Origin of the sequence: Thermohalobaculum xanthum (genome assembly GCF_016623495.1) — a bacterium.
GTDB classification, from domain to species: Bacteria; Pseudomonadota; Alphaproteobacteria; order Rhodobacterales; family Rhodobacteraceae; genus Thermohalobaculum; species Thermohalobaculum xanthum.
Window position 1 is genome coordinate 131,982 of sequence record NZ_JAEHHL010000005.1, and the last position, 19,381, is coordinate 151,362.

Sequence of the window (19,381 nt, forward strand, 5' to 3'; positions counted from 1 at the left end):
TCACGCCCCGCGCGGCTCGACCAGCATCCGGCCGCGCATCTCCATGTGGAGCGCGTGGCAGAACCACTGACAGTAGAACCAGTGCACGCCGGGCCGGTCGGCCGTGAAGGTGATCGAGGCGGTCGCCTGCGGCCCGACCTCCATGGCCACGCCGTAGTTCGAGATCGTGAAGCCGTGGGTCAGGTCGTCGATGTCGTCCATGTTGGTGACATAGACCGTGACCTCGTCGCCCTGCTGCACGGTGAACTTCTCGAGGCTGAAGTTCGGCGCCACCGAGTGCATGTAGACCCGCACCTTGTTGCCGTCGCGGATCACGTCGGCGCCCCAGTCGAGATCGACGCCGTCGGCCGCAGCCTGCTGGCGCGCATCCTCCCAGGTCGGGTCGGCGCGGTCCCAGACCGTACGCGGGTTCACCTTCGAGCGGTGCACGATGATCGAGTCGTGCGGCTCGGCGAAGGTGGGCCCGTCATGCACGACCTTCATCTCGTCGGACGAGATGTCGATCAGCTGCTCGTTCTCGGGCTTCAGCGGGCCGACATTGATGAACCGGTCCTTCGAGAACTTGTTCATCGAGATCAGCCACTTGCCGTCGGCCTCGGCGGTCTCGCCCATCGAGGTCGAGTTGTGGCCGGGCTGGTAGTGCACGTCGACCTTCGAGATGATCGGGTCCACGTTCTCGCCGGCGAAGGCGCGCACCGCGTTCTCGATGTTCCACTTCACCACCTGGCTGTCGAGGAACAGCGTCGTGAAGGCGTTGCCCTGGCCGTCAAAGGCGGTGTGAAGCGGCCCGAGGCCCAGCTGCGGCTCGGCGACGATGGCCGAGCGGGGGTCGGCGTCCTCGTCGAACAGCGCGTCGACCTTGGTCACGTCGATGACCGAGACGGTCGGCGACAGCTTGCCGTTGATCACGACATACTTCTTGTCGGGCGCGGTGTTGACGCCGTGCGGGCTGTTTGGGATCGGGATGTAGCGGGTGTACTTCTTGTTCGACCCCTTGCGCCCGTCGATCACCTTGACGCCGTTGAGCTCCTGGTAGTCGCCGGCGGCGATGCCCGCCTCGATTTCCTTGAGGTTGAAGACGACGACGTGGTCGAGCTCGTTCGCCGTCATCTCGGCGAGGTTCATGCCCATCTCGGAGTTGTAGCTGGTCGAGAAGGCATACTTGCCCTGGTAGTCGCAGTCGGTGTTGTCGAGGTTGCCCGAGACGATGACCTGCCAGGCCACCTCCATCTCGTCGCCGTCGATGGCGGTGAAGATGTTCACGTATTGCGACGGGTCGTCGAGCACCTTGCCGTCGTTGACCAGCGGGGCCTCGTGCTCGCCATTGGCGAAGATGTAGCCGGTGCGCGGATATTTCTGCGGGCGCATGCCGTGGATGTCGTGCGCGTTGGGGATCTCGATGATCTTGTCGCACTTCATCACGTCGCAGCGCACGCGCGCCACGCGCGTGTTGGCCTTGTCGTTCATGAACAGGTAGCGCCCGTCATAGGTGCCATCGGTGAACGACATGTGCGGATGGTGCAGATCGCCATTGTCATAGGTCTTCATGCCGCGCGCGGCGAGGAAGGCCTTGGTCTCGTCGGTCAGGCCCTCGGTGAGGATCTTGAGGCTCTCGTTGGTCTGGCCCCAGCCGGTCGCCGAGCAGCGGTTGAAGACGGGGACCCGCATCAGCTCGCGCATCGACGGCACGCCGAGGATGCGCAGCTCGCCGGTCTGGCCCGAGGACCAGAAGCCGTAATACTCGTCCAGTTCGCCGGGCGCGAGCTCGACGCCCGCCGCGCGGGCGGACTTGTTGCCGGCCACGTAGACGCCGCCTGCGGCGGTCGCGAGCAGGGCGCCGCTGGCCGAGGCGCCGAGCAGTCCGCGCCGCGTCAGGCCGCCGGTCTTCTTCGTGTCAGACATGAGCTTTCTCCTTGGTTTCGGATTTTGGGGCAGGATTGGCGGGGGAGCGGGCGATCGCCTCGCGCCGCTTCAGCTGCCGGATGACCACCGGGCACTTGGTCTCGGACTGGTAGAGCACCTGGCAGTGCAGGCAGTTGACGCATTCGTTCGGGTTGATCTCGCCCGTGGGGTGGATCGCCTGGACGGGGCACTCGTTGCGGCAGGTCTGACAGGGATGGCCGCATTCGTGGTAGCGCTTGAGCCAGTCGAACATGCGGATGCGCGCGGGGATCGCGAGGGCCGCGCCCAGCGGGCAGAGGTAGCGGCAGTAGAAGCGCTCGATGAAGAGGCCGATCACCAGCAGGACCGCCGCGAACAGCACGAAGGGCCAGGCGCGCTGGAACTTGAGGATGATCGCGGTCTTGAAGGGCTCGACCTCGGCATATTGCTCGGCCAGCGGGATCGAGGCGAGCGACAGGCCGAAAAGCCCGAGGAAGATGATGTACTTGATCGGCCAGAGCCGCTCGTGCAGGCCCCAGGGCAGCTCGATCTGCGGCACCTTGAGCCAGCGCGCGACGCGGTTGGTCAGCTCCTGCAGCGCGCCGAAGGGACAGAGCCAGCCGCAATAGGCGCCGCGCCCCCAGAAGATCAGCGCCGCCGCGACCGAGCACCACAGGATGAAGACCAGTGGGTCGAGCAGGAAGGCGTCCCAGGTGAAGCCCTCGCGCAGCGCGCCGCCCAGCGCCATGAGGTTGACGACGGAAAGCTGCGCATTGGCGTACCAGCCGAGCCAGACCAGGGTCACCGTCAGGAAGGTCATGCGGAACCAGAACAGCACGCTCGCATTGCGCGTGACGTGGCGCTGGAAGAAGAAGGCGCCGGTCAGGATGGTCAGCATCGCCAGCAGGCCGCCGATCTGGATCTGGCGCTCGCGCCAGATGCGCTGCCACAGGGCCGCCTTGGCCGCTGCCTCCTCGGCCGGCTGGTCGACTGCCGCCGGCGCCTGGAGGGGAACCAGGTGCCGCTCGGGCAGCCGGTAGTCGAGATCGAAGGTCAGGAAGCTCTTCTCGACCGCGCCGACCGCGCGCTGGACCAGGAGCTGCAGGCGCCAGGGCTCGGCCGGGTCGAAGCCCGCATCGGCGGGGATCTTGAAGATGTCGATCTCGGTGAAGCTGGGCGCGCCGGGGGCCGCGATCTCGCCGAGCCGGCGGTGCTGGCGGTCGAAGAACCGCACCGAGCGGTCGCCCTGGATCAGCTGGATGCGGTCGAAGATGCCGCCCCGGACATAGCCCGAGCCCTTGAAGGAATAGCGCCCGCGACCCATCACCAGGATGGCCTGCTCGCCCTCCTGCAGCCAGTCGATCAGGTTGCGATATTCCTGCGCGCCCAGCAGCGAGCGCCCGACCTCGGGGGCGCTGATCAGGGCGGCGGCGAGTTCGATGAAGGTCTCGGACGGCTCGCCCTGCTCGGGCCGGGCGGTGGCGCGAGGGTCGCCCGCCGCCTCAAAGGCCTGATTGACCTGGCCGATGTCGAGCGAGAGCGTCCGGATCGAGCCGTCGCCGGCCAGCGTCTTCCAGTCGGAGCTGCCCTCGACCCCCATGTCGAGTTCGCGCTTGGGCCCCTGCGCCGCGGCCGGGGCCAGCCCGCCGAGCCCGAGCGCGCGCGCGACCCTGAGCCCCGCGCGCACGATCGAATCGTCGATCACCATCACGGTGACCGTGGCGCCCGAGATGATGTCGAGATCATGCGCCGAGCCGCCGGCTGCAGCCTCGGCCTTCAGGTCGAGGCCGGCATAGCCCTCGGTCAGCGCGCGCATCCGCGCGTCGGGGATGCCGATGAGCACGATCGGCTCGGAATGCTTGACGAGGCGTACGCCGGTCAGCACGGCGTCGGGCGAGATCGCCGCGACCACGTGGATCGGCTTGCCCGAGTATCCGGTCGTGCCGACGAAGTCGGAGGTCAGGAAGGCATAGGCGACCGTCTCGCCCTCCTTCAGGACCGGCGCGACCGGCAGGTCCTCGCGCAGCGCGCCGAACGCGGTCGCGCCGGGGGCGAGGTCCTCTGGCGCGAGCTTGCCGAGGAAACGGGGAAGATCGGCTGCGTGGGCCGGCGGAACGGCCAGCCCTGCGGTCCCCGCGAGCATGATCGCAAGGACAACCAGGGTGACCCAGACCGGCAGTCTCGTTCGCATGTGAATCCTCCGGCGTTTCCAGAGGACCCTGCGTCGCCGGGCGCGCCGGCTCCTTGACAATTGTTAAGCTGGGGCAGGCAGCCGCAGAATTCAGGCGCGCGAGGCCGGCCGCGGATGGGTCAGTGGGCCCCAGAAGACCGCCACGAAGATCGCGAACCCGCAGATCCACAGCAGTCCCGAGACGAGCACGCTGAGGGTGTACCAGTCGACGAGCACGCTCGAGCCGAGCGCGCGCAGGATGCTGGCCGCCGCGATCAGCCCGTAGGCCCAGGCCACGGGAGGCGGGGCGACGAGCGGGCGCCCGGTGTGGCCCAGCGAGGCGCGGCTCATCACCGCGAGCGTCATGCCGCCGACCGCGCCGATGGCTAGGATGTGGATGCCGGTGATCTCGGTGCCCCAACCGAACCAGGCCAGGCCCAGCGCGAGATACCCCGCCGCCAGCATGGCGAAGGCGAGGTGCAGGCTCCACAGGATCGGTTGCGACAGCGTCCATGCCCCGCGCCAGCGCGAGAGCCGTGCGCCCTGCGCCGCGCCGCAGGCCAGCGCGAGCGCGCCGAGGAGAGGCTCGGGCGCACCGATCAGCACCGTCACCGGCAGGCCGATCGCGGTCGCGACGCCCGCGGCGTCAAGCCAGGCGGGCGTCGCGGGCAGGTTCGTCTCGATGCCCGCGCGGGTCATCGCGTTGCGCGTGAAGCCGGGCGCCACGCGGCCGCCGATCACCGCGATGGTGGCCGCCACGCCCAGGAGCCCGACGCGCAGCCCGCGCCCCGCGCTGTCGTCGAGGACCCCCGTCCATTCGAGATGGACGAGCAGGTTGCCGGACCAGATCAGCGCGAGCAGCCCCAGCAGCATCACGTTCTGCGGCTTGGGCCGTTTGGCAAGCTGGACCGCGATCTTGACGCCGAGAAGCGGCAGGAAGGCGAGGTCGAGCACCGCGACAAGCCCCGCGGGCAGCGCACCCGACCACCAGACCGCCAGCCGCCCGGCCAGCCACACCGCCGCGGCGGCGGTGAGGTAGCCCCGCCGCGCCGCCTCGGTCCCGGTCCAGCTGGGCACGGCGGTGAGGAAGAAGCCGCCGAGGATCGCGGCGGCATAGCCGAAGATCATCTCGTGCGCGTGCCAAAGCTGCGGCGGCTGGACGAAGGGCAGCCGCACCGGTCCCGCGCCCTGCGCCTCGAGCGCGAGCAGGGTGACCCAGACCGCCATCGCCAGCACCGCATAGATCCCGCCCGCGAGGAAGAAGATGCGGAACCCCTCGCTCAGGGTGATTGCAAGCCTTTGCCGCATGGCGGCCTCCCGTTCTCGGATCAGCCCCGGGCCGCGCGGCGCTTGAGCACCGTGCAGGTGGCGGGGTCGTGGTAGATCATCTGGCAGCGCAGGCAGAGGACGCACTCATTCGGGTTGATGCGCCCGATCGGGTCGATCGCGCCCACGGTGCATTGCTGCTCGCACAGCCGGCATTCGCGCCCGCATTGCGGCCGGCGGTGCAGCCAGTCGAAGAGCTTGAGCTTCGCCGGGATGGCCAGCGCCGCGCCCAGCGGGCAGAGGTAGCGGCAGTAGAACCGCTCGATGAAGAGGCCCGCGACCAGCAGCGCCACGACGAAGGCGACGAAGGGCCAGGCGCGCATGAAGCGCATCGACATCGCCGTCTTGAACGGCTCGACCTCGGCCAGCACCAGCGCCTGCTCCATCGAGTAGAAGGACAGCGCGAGGATCGCGATGAAGAGCGTGTACTTGATGACCCAGAGCCGCTCCTGCACGGCGAAGGGCACCTCGATCTGCGGGACCTTCAGGCGCTGCGCGATCTCGTTGGTGATCTCCTGCAGCGCGCCGAAGGGGCAGAGCCAGCCGCAATAGACGCCCCGCCCCCAGAACAGCAGGCCAAGCCCGACGAAGCCCCAGAGCATGAAGATCACGGGCTCGATCAGGAAGGTCTCCCACCGGAAGCCGGTCAGCAGCGAGTGGAGGAAGGCCACCACCTGCACCACCGAAAGCTGCCCGCCCGCGATCCAGCCGAGCCAGACCAGGGTGACCGAGAGGAAGCCGATCCGCCCCCAGCGCCAGAGCCTGGGCCGGCGCACGAAGCTTTCCTGCAGGAACAGGATTGCACCGAGCACCGCCAGCATGGCGCCGACGCCGATCACGCTGGCGCGCTTCTTCTGCCATGCCGAAACCCAGAGCGGAGCCTCGGCCTCGACCTGGGGCGGCGCGAGCCGGTATGCCGCGGGCATCGCGTAGTCCAGGCCGACGGTCATCGTCGCCTCGCCCGCATCGGTCGGCCGCGTGGCCGTCACCTCGACGCGGAAGGGATGCGTGGGGTCGATCTCCTCGCCCGGCAGGCGGAAGACGCTGATCTCGCGCAGCTCGGGCGCGCCTGCGATGGCGAGCTTGTCGATGCGCAGGAAATCGGCCTCGGTCGGCTGGAAGCGGGTGTCGCCCTGAACGACCGTGACGCGCTCGAACTGACCGGTCTGGCGCCATGCGGCGCCGCGATGCGACTGCATTCCGGCGGAGCCGACCAGCAGCGCCGAATCGCCGGGCCGCATCATCGCCATGGCGCGGCTGAAGGGCGGCGCGCCGAGCAGGTTCTCGCCAACCGTCGGCGGGTCGATCACGCCGGCGAAGAGTTCGAGAAAGACGCCCTCGCCATCCGGCAGCGGGACCTTCGCGCCGGCAAGCGCCGCGCGTGCCTGCGCGAGGTCGGCGGAGGCGGTCGCGAGCCCTCCCTCGGCGAGCAGCGCGGCCCAGTCGCGCGGCTCGAGCGACTGGCGGTCGATGCCGCCGCCCTCGCCGGCGACGCCGCGCGCGGCCGCCAGCGTGCGGGCCGTGCGCAGGATCGCGTCGCGGATCACGCCCGTCGTCACGGTGGCGCGCGAGATCACGTCGGGAAGCCCCTCACCCTGCGCCGCCGCCGTGCCGCCGCTGCGCTCGAGCGCGGGGCGCGTGAGGTCGTAGCCGCGAAACGCGCCGACATAGGCGGCAATGTCCTCGGTCGAGATCCCCAGGGTCAGGATCGGCTCGTTGTGCTGCATCAGTTCGGCGCCAGCGATCCGGCCGTCGGCGGTGACCGCGACCAGCACGTCGAGCGGGCGACCCGAATAGCCGACCGACCCCGCGATCTCGTAGGTCGAGCCGATATCGCCCAGCACCCTACCATCGGCCGTAACGCGCCAGGCCGGAACGGTGCCGCGGCTGCGGACGACGCTGACCGCGCCATCTTGCGAGAAGAGCCGCGCGGCGATCGCGGGCGTGGGTTCGGCGGGCTCGACCGCCTCGGTCCCGAACGGGGCGCCGGCTGCCTGCGCGGGAGCCGCCGCCACGGGGTCTGGCCCGGGCGCGCCGCCGAGCAGCCCCGCCGCGAGGCAGATCCCGCCAACAGCGTGCCGCAGTCGCATCCTCGACGCATCCTTGCCCTGGTCAGCCTGCCGCGACCCTGCCCTGCGGCGCCACTGTCGCGCCTTAACGAAAGTCAAGGCGGCGCGCGTGGCGAGTCCCGATGGTTCCCGTGCCTCACCAGCGCAACGGAGATGACCGGCATGAACACCATTCGCGAAATCCGCAGGGTCGCGCTGCTCGCCAGCGTCGCACTGCCGCTCGCGCTCGCCGCGACCGGATCGCCGGCCCAGGACAAGCCAAAGGGCCACGGCGACACCCCGGCTGCGGCCTACGAGCCCAGCATGACCACCCTTGGCCAGATCCAGGTCGAGATCCCCGGCCGCAAGCCGGGCGACCCGGTGATCACCCCCGAGGAGTTCTCGAAGGCCTCGACCATCTATTTCGAGCGCTGCGCGGGCTGCCATGGCGTGTTGCGCAAGGGCGCGACCGGCAAGGCGCTCACGACCGATATCACGCGCAAGAACGGCTATGAGTACCTGCGCGACTTCATCACCTACGGCTCGCCCGCGGGCATGCCGAACTGGGGCACCTCGGGCGATTTCTCGGAAGAAGACATCGACCTGATGGCGCGCTACCTGCTGATCGAGCCGCCCCAGCCGCCGGAATACGGCATGGACAAGATGCGCGAGAGCTGGAAGCTGATCGTGCCGCCCGAGAAGCGCCCGACCCAGCCCGAGAACGACCTCGCGCGCGACAACCTCTTCTCGGTCACGCTGCGCGACTCGGGGCAGGTCGCCCTGATCGACGGCGGCACCTACGAGATCGTCAAGATCCTCGACACCGGCTACGCCGTGCATATCAGCCGCATCTCGGCCTCGGGGCGCTATCTCTTCGTCATCGGCCGCGATGCCAAGGTCAACATGATCGACCTGTGGATGAAGGAGCCCGCCAACGTCGCCGAGATCAAGATCGGCTCGGAGGCGCGGTCGGTCGAGACCTCGAAGTTCAAGGGCTTCGAGGACAAGTACGCGATCGCCGGCAGCTACTGGCCGCCGCAATACGTGATCATGGACGGCGCGACGCTCGAGCCGCTCAAGATCAAGTCGACGCGCGGCATGGTGTATGACGAGCAGACCTACCACCCCGAGCCGCGGGTGGCCTCGATCGTCGCCTCGCACTACCGGCCCGAGTTCATCGTCAACGTGAAGGAGACCGGCAAGATCCTGCTGGTCGACTACTCGGACATCAAGAACCTCAAGACCACCGAGATCGAGGCCGAGCGCTTCCTGCATGACGGCGGGTTCGACTCGAGCAAGCGCTACTTCCTGGTGGCGGCGAACGCCCGCGGCAAGGTCGCGGTCATCGACACCAAGGAAGGCACGCTGACCGCGCTGGTCGAGACCGGCGGCAACACGCCTCACCCGGGCCGCGGCGCGAACCTCAACCACCCGGTCTTCGGCCCGGTCTGGGCGACCTCGCATCTCGGCGACGAGACGGTCGCGCTCATCGGCACCGACCCCGAGGGGCATCCGGATCATGCCTGGAAGGTCGTGCAGACCCTCGAGGCGCTGGGCGGGGGCTCGCTCTTCGTCAAGTCGCACCCGATCTCGGATCACCTCTACGTCGACGCGCCGCTGAACCCCGATGCCGAGACCTCGGCCTCGATCGCGGTGTTCAAGGTGTCCGAACTGGGCCAGGACGAGCCGGAATACACCGTCCTCCCCATCGGCGAATGGGCCGCCATCGCCGAGGGCCAGCCCCGCGTCGTGCAGGGCGAGTTCAACCAGGAAGGCACGGAGATCTGGTTCTCGGTCTGGAACGCGAAGGACAAGGAATCGGCGATCGTCGTGGTCGACGACAAGACGCTGGAGATGAAGAAGGTGATCAAGGATCCCGCCCTGATCACGCCGACCGGCAAGTTCAACGTCTTCAACACCCGCAACGACGTCTACTGACGCGCATCGCGGGGGCGGCCTGACCGCCCCCGCGTCTTCCCTGGAACCGACGAGGGCGCCATGAAACGGATCGGGCATGTCTATCTGGTCGGCGCAGGGCCGGGCGCGGTCGATCTTCTGACCCTGCGCGCGGCGCGCGTGATCGGCGCGGCCGAAGTCCTGGTGCATGACCGGCTGGTCTCGCCCGAGATCCTCGCTCTCGCGCCGCCGTCCGCGCGGCTGGTGCCGGTCGGCAAGGCGCCACGCAACCATCCCGTGCCGCAGGAGAAGATCAACCGGATGCTGGTCGACCTGGCCCTCGAGGGCCGCATGGTGGTGCGGCTCAAGGGCGGCGATCCCTACATCTTCGGCCGTGGCTCGGAAGAGGCGGCGGAACTGCAGGCCGAGGGCATTCCCTTCGAGGTGGTGCCGGGCATCACCGCCGCGCAGGGCGCGGCTGCGGCGACCGGCGTCTCGCTCACCCATCGAGGTCTTGCCAGCGGCGTGCGCTACGTCACGGGACACTGCCGCGCCGACCGGCCGCTTGAGCTTGACTGGCAGGGGCTTGCGGATCCCGACACGACGCTGGTCGTCTACATGGGGGCTGCCAACATCGCCCAGATCGCCGGACGGCTGCTGGCGCATGGCCTGCCGGCCGAGACGCCGGCGATGGCCATTTCTAACGCGACGACGCCGCGCGAGCGCCGGCTGGTCTCACGACTCGACCGGCTTGCGAGCGACGCCGCGGGCGCGCGCCTCGACGGGCCCGTTCTGTTCGTGATCGGCCGCGTGGTCTGGCTCTATCGCGAGGTGCCCGCGGACCTGGTGGCGCAGCTTGCCGCCAGGATGCCGGACGAGGCCGCCCATGCCTGACCGGAGGCTCGTGGCGCTGGTCCTGGCCTCGGCCCTGGCGTTGCCGGCGGGGGCCGGCGGCGGCGAGGTGACCGATGACCGGGCGCAGGCGCTCGAGCGGCTGGTGGTGCAGGATTGCGGCTCGTGCCACGGGCTGACCCTGAAGGGAGGGCTCGGGCCCGACATCCGGGCCGAGACGCTTGCCGGCACTGAACCCGAGAGCCTTGCCGCCATCATTCTCGATGGCGTGCCGGGGACGGCGATGCCGCCCTGGCGCCCGCTGATTTCCGAGGAGGACGCCCGATGGATCGCAGAGTACCTGCTCGCAACCCCGGCGCAGTGACCCGCCGCACCCTGCTGGGCGCCGTGGCGGTCGCGCCCGCGGCTGCGATCGCCGCGCCCGCGATTGCGGCGCAGCCCTGCGTGCCGCGCGGCACCGGGGCGATGGGCGTGGTGGTCGAGCGCGCGAGCGGCGCGCTGCTGGTCGTCGACCAGATCGGGCGGTCGGCGGTCGCGCGGGTTACGGGGCTTGGCGACCTGTCGCATGCCTCGGTCGTCTTTTCGCCCGACGAGCGCTTCGCCTATGTGTTCGGGCGCGATGGCGGGCTCAGCAAGGTCGACATCGTCGAGGCGCGGATTGCCGCGCGCGTGGTCCAGGCGGGCAATGCCATTGGCGGCGCGATCTCGGATGACGGGCGGCTGGTCGCGGTCTCGAACTACGAACCCGGCGGGGTGCGGGTGTTCGACGCCGACACGCTCGACCCGGTCGCCGACATTCCCACGGGCTCGAAGACCATCGGACTGGTGGACGCGCCGGGGCGGCGCTTCGTCTTCACGCTGTGGGACGCGGGCGAGACCTGGATCGCGGATTTCGCGGTCGGCGCGCCGGCCATCACGCGCGTCGGGGGGATCGGCCGCAACCCGTATGACGCCCTGATCACCGGCGACGGTCGGCGTTACATCGCCGGGCTGTTCGGCGAGGACGGGCTGACGGCGCTCGACCTGTGGCAGGACCCGCCACAGCCGCGCCGCATCCTGGCCGGCTATGGCCGCGGCGAGGACCCGCTTCCGGTCTACAAGATGCCGCATCTCGAGGGCTGGGCCCTGGCGGGCGATCGCTTCGTTCTGCCCGCGGTGGGCCGGCACGAGGTGCTTTGGGTCGATGCGCGCACGCTTCAGGAAGCCGGACGCACGCAGACCCACGGCCAGCCGGTCTTCGCGGTCGCGAGGCCCGACGGGCGGCAGGTCTGGGTCAATTTCGCCCATCCGCTGAACGACACGGTGCAGGTGATCGACACGCCCTCGGGCGAGGTGGTCCATACCCTCACGCCGGGGCCCGCCGTCCTGCACATGGAGTTCACGCCCCGCGGCCACGAGGTCTGGATCTCGGTCCGCGACGCGGGTCGCATCGACATCCACGACGCGCGCAGCTTCGAGAAACGCGCCGAGATCGCGGCCGAGAGCCCGTCAGGCATCTTCTTCACCGCGCGCGCACACCGGACGGGGCTCTGAGCCATGACGCTGTCGCTCGATCCGCGCGACCATGCCCTGCTGAACGACTGGCAGCGCGACCTGCCGCTCGAGCCCCGGCCCTTCGCCCGGATCGGCGCGGCGACCGGCATGAGCGAGAGCGAGGTTCTGTCCCGGCTGCAGCGCCTGAATGCGGCCGGGGCGATCAGCCGCGTCGGCGGCACCTTCCGGCCGAACACCGCGGGCGCGAGCACGCTGGCCGCGGTCGCCGCGCCCGACTGGCGCATCGACGAGGTGGCCGAGGCGATCGGTCGGCTCGAAGGGGTCAACCACTCCTACCTGCGCGAGCACGCCTATAACCTGTGGTTCGTCGCGACCGGGCCCGACCGCGCCCATGTCGACGCGACGCTTGCGCGGGTGCGGTCCGAGACCGGGCTGGGCGTGCTCGACCTGCCGCTGGTGCGGCCATTCAACGTCGATCTCGGTTTCTCGCTCGACGCGCAGAAGGCCGCGCCCGCGCCGCGGCGCGTGGCGGACGGGTTCGTGCTGGAGGCCGGCGACGCCGAGATCCTCCAGGCGCTGTCCGAGGGGCTCGCGATCGAGCCTGCCCCCTTCGCCGAGCTTGCCGCGCGCCTCGGCCGCGACGAGGACGCGGTGATCGCGCGCATCGCGGCGCTGTCGGCGGCCGGGGTGCTCTCGCGCCTTGGCGTCATCGTGCGCCACCGCGCGCTGGGCTGGCGGTCCAACGCCATGGTCGTGTGGCAGGTGCCCGAGGCCGACATCCCGCGCGCGGGTCCGGCGCTGGCGGCGACGCCGGGCGTTACGCTGTGCTACCAGCGCCGGACGGTCGAGGGCGTCTGGCCCTACTCGCTCTATTGCATGATCCATGCCCGCAGCCGCGCCGAGGCGATCGCCACGCTCGAGCGCGCCGCCGTGGCTGCCGGGCTCGAGCAGACACCGCACGAGGTCCTTTTCAGCCTGCGCTGCTTCAAGCAGACCGGCGCACTGATCGCGCGCGGCAGCGCCGCCAGCCACAGCAGGGGAGACGCCGCATGAGCCGCAGGCCGACCGAGCCGCTCGACCTCGACGCCACCGACCGGCGCATCCTGAACGCGCTGCAGGAGGGCTTTCCGCTGTCGCCGCGACCGTTCGCCGAGGTCGGCGAGGCGATCGGGCTGGGCGAGGAGGAACTGATCGCGCGCCTCGACCGGCTGAGTAGCGCCGGCGCCGTGACCCGTTTCGGCCCGTTCTTCGACGCCGCGGCGATGGGCGGGGCGTTCTGCCTCTGTGCCATGGCCGTGCCGGCCGCGCGCTTCGACGAGGTCGTGACCAAAGTCAATGCGCACCCGCAGGTCGCGCATAACTATGAGCGCATGCACCGGCTCAACATGTGGTTCGTGCTGGCGACCGAGACGCCCGAGGGGATCACCGAGACGGCGCGCCGGATCGAGGAGGAAACGGGGATTGCCGTCCTGCTCTTTCCGAAGCTCGAAGAGTTCTTCATCGGCTTCCGGGTGGCGGCATGAGCATCGACGCGACAGACCGGCGGATCATCGCGGCGACCGAGGCGGGGCTGCCGCTGGTCGCCGCGCCCTATGCCGAGATCGCCCGGCGCCTCGACCTGAGCGAATCGGAGGTGATCGACCGGCTTTCCGCGATGCAGGCGCGCGGCGTGGTGCGGCGCATCGCGATCGCGCCCAATCACTACGCCCTGGGCCTTGCGGCCAACGGCATGACGGTCTGGGACGTCGACGATGCCGTGGCGAGCGGGCTTGGCGCGCGGGTCGGCGCGCTCGATTTCGTCACGCATTGCTACCTGCGCCCGCGCGCGCGGCCCGACTGGCCCTACAACCTCTTTGCCATGGCGCATGGCCGCGACCGCGCCGAGGTCGAGGAGAAGCGCGCGGTGATCCGCGAGTTGCTGGGGCCCGCCTGCCGGGCCGACGACGTGCTCTATTCCACCCGTATCCTCAAGAAGACCGGGCTGAGGCTGGCCCGCAAGGGAGGGCAGTGATGTTCCGTCTCTCGCAATACATGCGCGAACTGGTCGAGCCGACGCCGGTGCGCCACCGCCGCGGCGAGGTGCATCCCGTGGTCATCTGGAACCTCACGCGGCGGTGCAACCTGCGCTGCCGGCATTGCTATACCACCTCGGCCGATGTCGAGTTCCCCGGCGAGCTCACGCACGAGGAGGCGATGGCGGTGCTCGATGATCTGGACGGGTTCCGGATCCCGGCGCTGATCCTGTCGGGCGGCGAGCCGCTCGCGCGGCGCGATTTCTTCGAGATCGCCGAGCGCGCTCGCCAGATCAACCTCCATCACCTGGCGCTTTCGACCAATGGCACCGGGCTGATCGGCGAGACGGCCGACCGCATCGCCGCGATCGGCTTCGACTATGTCGGCATCAGCCTCGACGGCATCGGGCGCACCAACGACTGGTTCCGCGGGCGCGCGGGCGCCTTCGACCTGGCGCTGGCCGGCGTCCGGGCCTGCAAGGCGCGGGGCATCAAGGTCGGCCTGCGCTTCACCCTGACCGCCGACAACGCCGCGCAGTTGCCCGAGCTCCTGTCGCTGTGCGATGCCGAGGGGATCGACAAGTTCTACCTCTCGCACCTGGTCTATGCCGGGCGGGGCGACAAGCACCGGGGCGAGGACGCCGACCGGCGGCGCACGCGCTGGGCGATGGACCTGCTGATCGACCGCGCCTGGGTCGCGGCCGCCGAGGGCCAGCCGCTCGAGATCGTCACCGGCAACAACGACGCCGACGCGGTCTATTTCCTGCGCTGGGTCGAGGCGCATTTCCCGGCCGAGAAGGTCGCGCATCTGTGCAACCACCTGCAGGCCTGGGGCGGCAACAGCTCGGGCGTCGGCGTCGCCAACATCGATCCGCAGGGCAACGTCCATCCGGACACCTACTGGTCGGACTACACCATCGGCAATGTGCGCGACGCGCCCTTCTCGGCGCACTGGACCGGGCCGGACCCGATGCTGGCCGAGCTGCGCAAGCGCCCGCGCCCGCTCAAGGGACGGTGCGGAGACTGCGCCCACCGCGCGGTCTGCGGCGGCAACACCCGCATCCGCGCGCTGCAGCTGACCGGCGACCCCTGGGCCGAGGACCCGGCCTGCTATCTCGACGACGCCGAGATCGGGGTCGAGCCCGCGCCGCGCCTCGAAGTCACGCCGTTCCGGGGGAAGAGCCATGATCCGGCGCATCGCTTCCACTAGCCTCGCGCTGGCGCTTGCATTGGGGGCCGGGTTTGCGGGGGCCGAGGAGCCCTCCGCGCTCTATTCCCGGCATTGTGCCGCCTGCCATGGCGAGGGGCGTCTTGGCGGCACCGGGCCCGCGCTGATCCCCGAGACGCTGGGACGGATGCGCGGGCCCGACCTCGAAACCGTGATCGGCCAGGGTCGCGCCGCGACGCAGATGCCGGCCTTCGGCGCCGAGATCGCGCCCGCCCAGATCGCCGCGCTGGCCGAGTGGCTGCGAACGCCGCTGGCCGAGATCCCCGCGTGGGGGCCGGCCGAGATCGCGGCGAGCAGGACGCTTGACCCCGGCTACAGCCCGGCCGCCGCGCCGGTCTTCGAGGCCGACCCGATGAACCTGTTCCTGGTGGTCGAGACCGGCGACCACCATGTCAGCGTGCTCGACGGCGACAGCTTCGAGCGCCTCGACCGCTTCGCCACGCCCTTCGCGGTGCATGGCGGGCCCAAGTTCGCACCCGACGGGCGCTTCGTCTTCATCATGTCGCGCGACGGCTGGGTGCAGAAATACGATCTGTGGAGCCTTGCCGAGGTCGGCCGCGTGCGCGCCGGGCTCAACAGCCGCAACATCGCGATATCGGCCGATGGCAAGCACCTGGCGGTGGCGAACTACCTTCCGGCGACGCTGACGATCCTGTCGACGGCCGATCTCTCGGTCGAGAAGGTGTTCGAGGTCACGGGCAAGGACGGCGCGCCCTCGCGGGTCTCGGCCGTCTACCAGGCGCCGCAGCGCGACAGCTTCATCCTGGCCCTCAAGGACGCCCCCGAGATCTGGGAGGTCGCGACCGATCCGAACGCGCCGCCGGTCTACGAGGGCTTCGTGCACAGCCGCGAGAAGGGGATGGTCGAGGGGCTCCCATCCTCGGAGGGCCTGTTCGCGCGGCGCCGGATCATGGTGTCCGAGCCGCTCGACGATTTCTTCTTCGCGCCCGATTACCGCAACCTCGTCGGCGCCTCGCGCGACGGCGCGCGCGGGGTTGTCGTCAACCTCACGGTGGGGCGCGAGATCGCGGAGCTTCCGCTGCCCGGGATGCCGCATCTGGGCTCGGGTATCTCATGGCTGCGCGACGGCAAGCGCGTGATGGCCACCCCGCACCTGAAGGAGGCGCGGCTCTCGGTCATCGACATCGACGGCTGGGAGGTGATCGCGACCGTCGAGACGCTGGGGCCGGGCTTCTTCCTTAGAAGTCACGAGAATTCGCCCTATGTCTGGGCGGATGTGTTCTTCGGGCCGAACCGCGACGCGATGCATGTGATCGACAAGCAGACGCTGCAGATCGTCGAGACCCTGCGTCCCGTGCCCGGCGCCACGGTCGCCCATGTCGAGTTCGACCGGCAGGGCCGTCACGCGCTGGTCAGCGTCTGGGAGGACGATGGCGCGGTGATCGTCTATGATGCGGCGACGCTCGAAGAGGTGAAACGACTGCCGATGCGCAAGCCCTCGGGAAAGTACAATGTCTGGAACAAGATCACCTTCTCGGACGGGACAAGCCACTGACGCCGGCGCGGCGCTGATCGTCGCCCATGGCTCGCCCTCGGCGCCCGAGGGACCCGAGGCGGCGATGCGCGCGCTGGCCGAGCGGGTGGCCGCGCATCTGCCGGGCTGGCGGGTGCAGGGCGCGACCCTGGCCGCGCGCGGCTCGATCGCGGCGGCCGTGGCGGAGCTTGGCGCGCTGTCGGCCGAGGGGCGCGCGCTGCTGGTTTATCCCCATTTCATGGCGGACGGCTGGTTCGTGAGCGAGGAGGTGCCGCGACGCCTTGCCGCCGCGGGGGCGGCGCAGGCGCGGGTGCTGGCGCCGCTGGGCCTCGATCCCGCGCTGCCCGAGTTGTGCCTTCGCCGGGCGCGCGACGCCGCCCGGGCGGCTGGGATGCCGGAGCGGGAGGCGACGCTGCTGATCGCCGCGCATGGCTCGCCCAGCGATCCGCGGCCGCGGGCAGCGGCCGAGCGCGTGGCCGATGCGGTACGGGCGGCGCGCGCGTTCCGGGCGGTGCGCACCGGCTTCGTCGACGAGGCCCCGTATCTTGCCGATGCGGCAAGGATCGAGGGCCCCGCGCTTTGCCTGCCGTTCTTTGCCGGCCGTGCGGGGCATGTCGAGGAGGACCTGCCCGAGGCGCTGGCAGAGGCTTCGTTCGCCGGCCCGGTTCTCGATCCGATTGGCATGGACGACGAGATCCCGGCGCTGATCGCATCGGCTCTGGCTGCGCGGCAGAAACGGCGCGCGGCATGAGCGCCGCCGCGCAGCGCCATGGCGACGGGGCCGGGGACGGGGCCGGGGACGGGGCCAGGGACGGGGCCGCGGACGGAGACGGCCGCTGGCCGGTCTGGCGGTTGGCGCTGCTTCTCTACCCCGCCGCGGCAGGCACGGTTGCGATCAACCTGTTCTTCCTTGGGCTCATGGGCCAGGCGCTGGGGCTCGAGGCGCTGTCGCCGGTCGTCGCGCTGGTCGCGGCGATCCCGCTGGGCGTGCCCGCGACCTGGTGGGCGGGCAAGCGCCTGCGCCGCCTGATGGACGAGGCCGATGGCCAGCCGCCCGCCGGAGGGCCGCAGCCCTGATGAGCCGCCTCGATCTCGATGCGCTCCGGCGGGCGGCGAAGCCCGGACTGGTGGCGCTGCCGGCGATCGGGCTCGCGGCCGGGCTGATCGCGCATTTCGCGGGCGCGGGCGATGCTGCGTCCGTGATCTGGACGCTGGTCACGCTGCCGGTGCTGGCCGCGCTGGTGGTCGAGATCGTCACCAGTCTGCGGCGCGGCGAGACCGGGCTCGACATCGTGGCCGCGCTGTCGATGAGCGCGGCGCTGATCTTCGGTGAGCATCTCGCGGCGGCGGTGGTGGCGCTGATGTATGCCGGCGGGCAGCATCTCGAGGATTTCGCCGCACGCCGCGCCCGGCGCGAGATGACCGATCTTCTGGCGCGCGTCCCGCGGACCGCCATGCGCCACCGCAACGGCGGGCTCGAGGAGGTGCCGCTCGACGATATCGTGCCGGGCGACCGGCTGATGATCCGGCGCGGCGATGTCGCGCCTGTCGACGGCACCGTGGCCGAGGGGACGGCGCTCCTGGATGAATCGGCGCTCACAGGAGAATCGCTGCCCATGCGCCGGGCGGCGGGCGAGCCGGTGATGAGCGGATCGACCAATGCGGGCGACGCCTTCGACCTCAGCGCGACCCACCGGGCCGCCGAGAGCACCTATGCCGGGATCGTTCGCCTGGTCGAGCAGGCGCAGCGCTCGCGCGCGCCGATGGCGCGCATGGCCGACCGCTACGCGATGGGGTTTCTCGCGCTGACGCTGCTGATCGCGGGCGTCGCCTGGTCGACCAGCGGCGACCCGATCCGCGCCGTCGCGGTCCTAGTAGTGGCGACGCCCTGTCCGCTGATCCTGGCCGTGCCGGTGGCGTTGGTGGCGGGGCTGTCACGCGCCGCGGGCCTCGGCGTCCTGATCAAGGGCGCGCGCGTGCTCGAGCGGATGGGCGAGGTGCGCAGCATCGTCATCGACAAGACCGGCACGCTGACCGACGGGCGCCCCCGGATCGCCGAGACGACGGTGGTGGGGGGGCTGACCGTCGACGAGGCGCTGCGCCTTGCCGCCTCGCTCGACCAGGCCTCGAAGCATCCGATCGCGCAGGCCATCGTGCGCGAGGCACGCGACCGCGGGCTGGTGCTGGCGACGCCGCAAGGCGTGGCCGAGACGTCGGGCGAAGGGGTGGCCGGGCAGGTGGACGGTCGCGCGGTGATCGTGGGCGGGCGGGCCTTCGTGACGGGCCGGCTGGGCATCGCGTTCGGGGACGGTGCGCCGGCGGCCGAGAACGGCGCTGTGACCGTGGCGCTGGCCGTCGACGGACGCCTTGCGGCCGAGTTCGTGCTGACCGACACGCTGCGCGAGGGGACGGGCGCACTTCTGGCAGCGCTGCGGCGCTTCGGGGTCGAGCGGCTGGTGCTGGCGACGGGCGACAGGCGCGCGGTCGCAGCGACCGTGACCGCGGGCCTCGATTTCGACGATGTCCGGGCCGAGCTCACGCCGGACCAGAAGGTGCTCGCGGTCGTGGCCGAGCGCAAGTCGGGGCCGGTGATGATGATCGGCGACGGGGTCAACGATGCCCCGGCGCTGGCGGCGTCGGATGTGGGCGTGGCGATGGGCGCGCGCGGCACCGCCGCATCGGCCGAGGCGGCGGATGTCGTGCTGCTGGTCGACCGGCTCGACCGCATCCTGCCGGGGATGCAGATCGCGCGCCGGGCCCGGGTCATCGCGCTGCAAAGCGTGCTGGCCGGCATCGGGCTCTCGCTGGCGGGAATGGTCGCGGCGGCACTCGGCCACATCACGCCTGTCCAGGGCGCGCTGCTGCAGGAGGCGATCGACGTGGCGGTGATCCTCAACGCCCTGCGCGCGCTGCGGATCGCCCCGGCGGTGCCGGCGGGCCAGGAGACGCCGGGCCACGCGGCGAAGGCTGCCTGAGCGG

The 19,381-nt window shown here is 70.6% G+C and carries 16 protein-coding genes; 12 read left to right on the forward strand and 4 right to left on the reverse strand.

The window, feature by feature from the left end; genetic code table 11:
• The 4 genes from nosZ to H0I76_RS09695 form a co-directional block, all read right to left on the reverse strand.
• Positions 1–1,902, reverse strand: a complete 1,902-nt coding sequence (gene nosZ, locus H0I76_RS09680; RefSeq protein ID WP_200609665.1) for a TAT-dependent nitrous-oxide reductase — start codon at positions 1,900–1,902, stop codon at positions 1–3.
• Positions 1,895–4,072, reverse strand: a complete 2,178-nt coding sequence (locus H0I76_RS09685) for a 4Fe-4S binding protein (protein WP_407704264.1) — start codon at positions 4,070–4,072, stop codon at positions 1,895–1,897. Before H0I76_RS09685 ends, nosZ begins: the two co-directional genes overlap by 8 nt.
• A gap of 90 nt (positions 4,073–4,162) precedes the next feature.
• A complete protein-coding gene (locus H0I76_RS09690; protein ID WP_200609666.1) occupies positions 4,163–5,359 on the reverse strand; it encodes an NnrS family protein in 1,197 nt (398 codons plus the stop codon).
• Between the two features lie 20 nt (positions 5,360–5,379).
• The gene (locus tag H0I76_RS09695) at positions 5,380–7,467 is read right to left on the reverse strand and encodes a NosR/NirI family protein (protein WP_200609667.1); all 2,088 of its coding nucleotides are present in this window, start codon (positions 7,465–7,467) and stop codon (positions 5,380–5,382) included.
• A 141-nt stretch (positions 7,468–7,608) separates the two neighbouring features.
• On the opposite strand from H0I76_RS09695, the gene H0I76_RS09700 reads away from it, so the two are divergent.
• From H0I76_RS09700 to H0I76_RS09755, 12 genes are read left to right on the forward strand one after another with little or no spacing between them, the layout of a single operon-like run.
• Complete coding sequence (locus H0I76_RS09700) at positions 7,609–9,363, forward strand: nitrite reductase (protein WP_234455237.1); 1,755 nt, start codon at positions 7,609–7,611, stop codon at positions 9,361–9,363.
• A 60-nt stretch (positions 9,364–9,423) separates the two neighbouring features.
• Complete coding sequence (cobA, locus tag H0I76_RS09705) at positions 9,424–10,215, forward strand: uroporphyrinogen-III C-methyltransferase (protein WP_200609668.1); 792 nt, start codon at positions 9,424–9,426, stop codon at positions 10,213–10,215.
• Positions 10,208–10,537: a c-type cytochrome gene (locus H0I76_RS09710; protein WP_200609669.1), complete on the forward strand. Its 330-nt coding sequence runs from the start codon at positions 10,208–10,210 to the stop codon at positions 10,535–10,537. Before cobA ends, H0I76_RS09710 begins: the two co-directional genes overlap by 8 nt.
• Positions 10,498–11,706: a cytochrome D1 domain-containing protein gene (locus H0I76_RS09715; RefSeq protein WP_200609670.1), complete on the forward strand. Its 1,209-nt coding sequence runs from the start codon at positions 10,498–10,500 to the stop codon at positions 11,704–11,706. Before H0I76_RS09710 ends, H0I76_RS09715 begins: the two co-directional genes overlap by 40 nt.
• A gap of 3 nt (positions 11,707–11,709) precedes the next feature.
• Positions 11,710–12,720, forward strand: a complete 1,011-nt coding sequence (gene ahbB, locus H0I76_RS09720) for a siroheme decarboxylase subunit beta (protein WP_200609671.1) — start codon at positions 11,710–11,712, stop codon at positions 12,718–12,720.
• Positions 12,717–13,190 carry an Lrp/AsnC family transcriptional regulator gene (locus H0I76_RS09725; protein WP_200609672.1) on the forward strand — a complete coding sequence of 158 codons (474 nt, stop codon included), beginning with the start codon at positions 12,717–12,719 and terminating at the stop codon, positions 13,188–13,190. Before ahbB (H0I76_RS09720) ends, H0I76_RS09725 begins: the two co-directional genes overlap by 4 nt.
• Entirely contained in the window at positions 13,187–13,678 is a 492-nt protein-coding gene (gene ahbB / locus H0I76_RS09730) for a siroheme decarboxylase subunit beta (protein ID WP_200609673.1), read from the forward strand. The genes H0I76_RS09725 and ahbB (H0I76_RS09730) overlap by 4 nt, the downstream gene beginning before the upstream one ends.
• Entirely contained in the window at positions 13,678–14,889 is a 1,212-nt protein-coding gene (gene nirJ, locus H0I76_RS09735; protein ID WP_200609674.1) for a heme d1 biosynthesis radical SAM protein NirJ, read from the forward strand. The genes ahbB (H0I76_RS09730) and nirJ overlap by 1 nt, the downstream gene beginning before the upstream one ends.
• Positions 14,864–16,423 (forward strand): nitrite reductase, encoded by a 1,560-nt coding sequence (locus H0I76_RS09740; RefSeq protein WP_200609675.1) that lies wholly within the window; start codon positions 14,864–14,866, stop codon positions 16,421–16,423. The genes nirJ and H0I76_RS09740 overlap by 26 nt, the downstream gene beginning before the upstream one ends.
• Positions 16,380–17,153, forward strand: coding sequence for a sirohydrochlorin chelatase (locus H0I76_RS09745; RefSeq protein ID WP_200609676.1), 774 nt, complete (start codon positions 16,380–16,382; stop codon positions 17,151–17,153). Before H0I76_RS09740 ends, H0I76_RS09745 begins: the two co-directional genes overlap by 44 nt.
• Entirely contained in the window at positions 17,150–17,479 is a 330-nt protein-coding gene (locus tag H0I76_RS09750; RefSeq protein WP_234455238.1) for a hypothetical protein, read from the forward strand. Before H0I76_RS09745 ends, H0I76_RS09750 begins: the two co-directional genes overlap by 4 nt.
• Entirely contained in the window at positions 17,479–19,377 is a 1,899-nt protein-coding gene (locus H0I76_RS09755; RefSeq protein WP_200609677.1) for a heavy metal translocating P-type ATPase, read from the forward strand. The genes H0I76_RS09750 and H0I76_RS09755 overlap by 1 nt, the downstream gene beginning before the upstream one ends.
• Positions 19,378–19,381 lie beyond the last annotated feature (4 nt).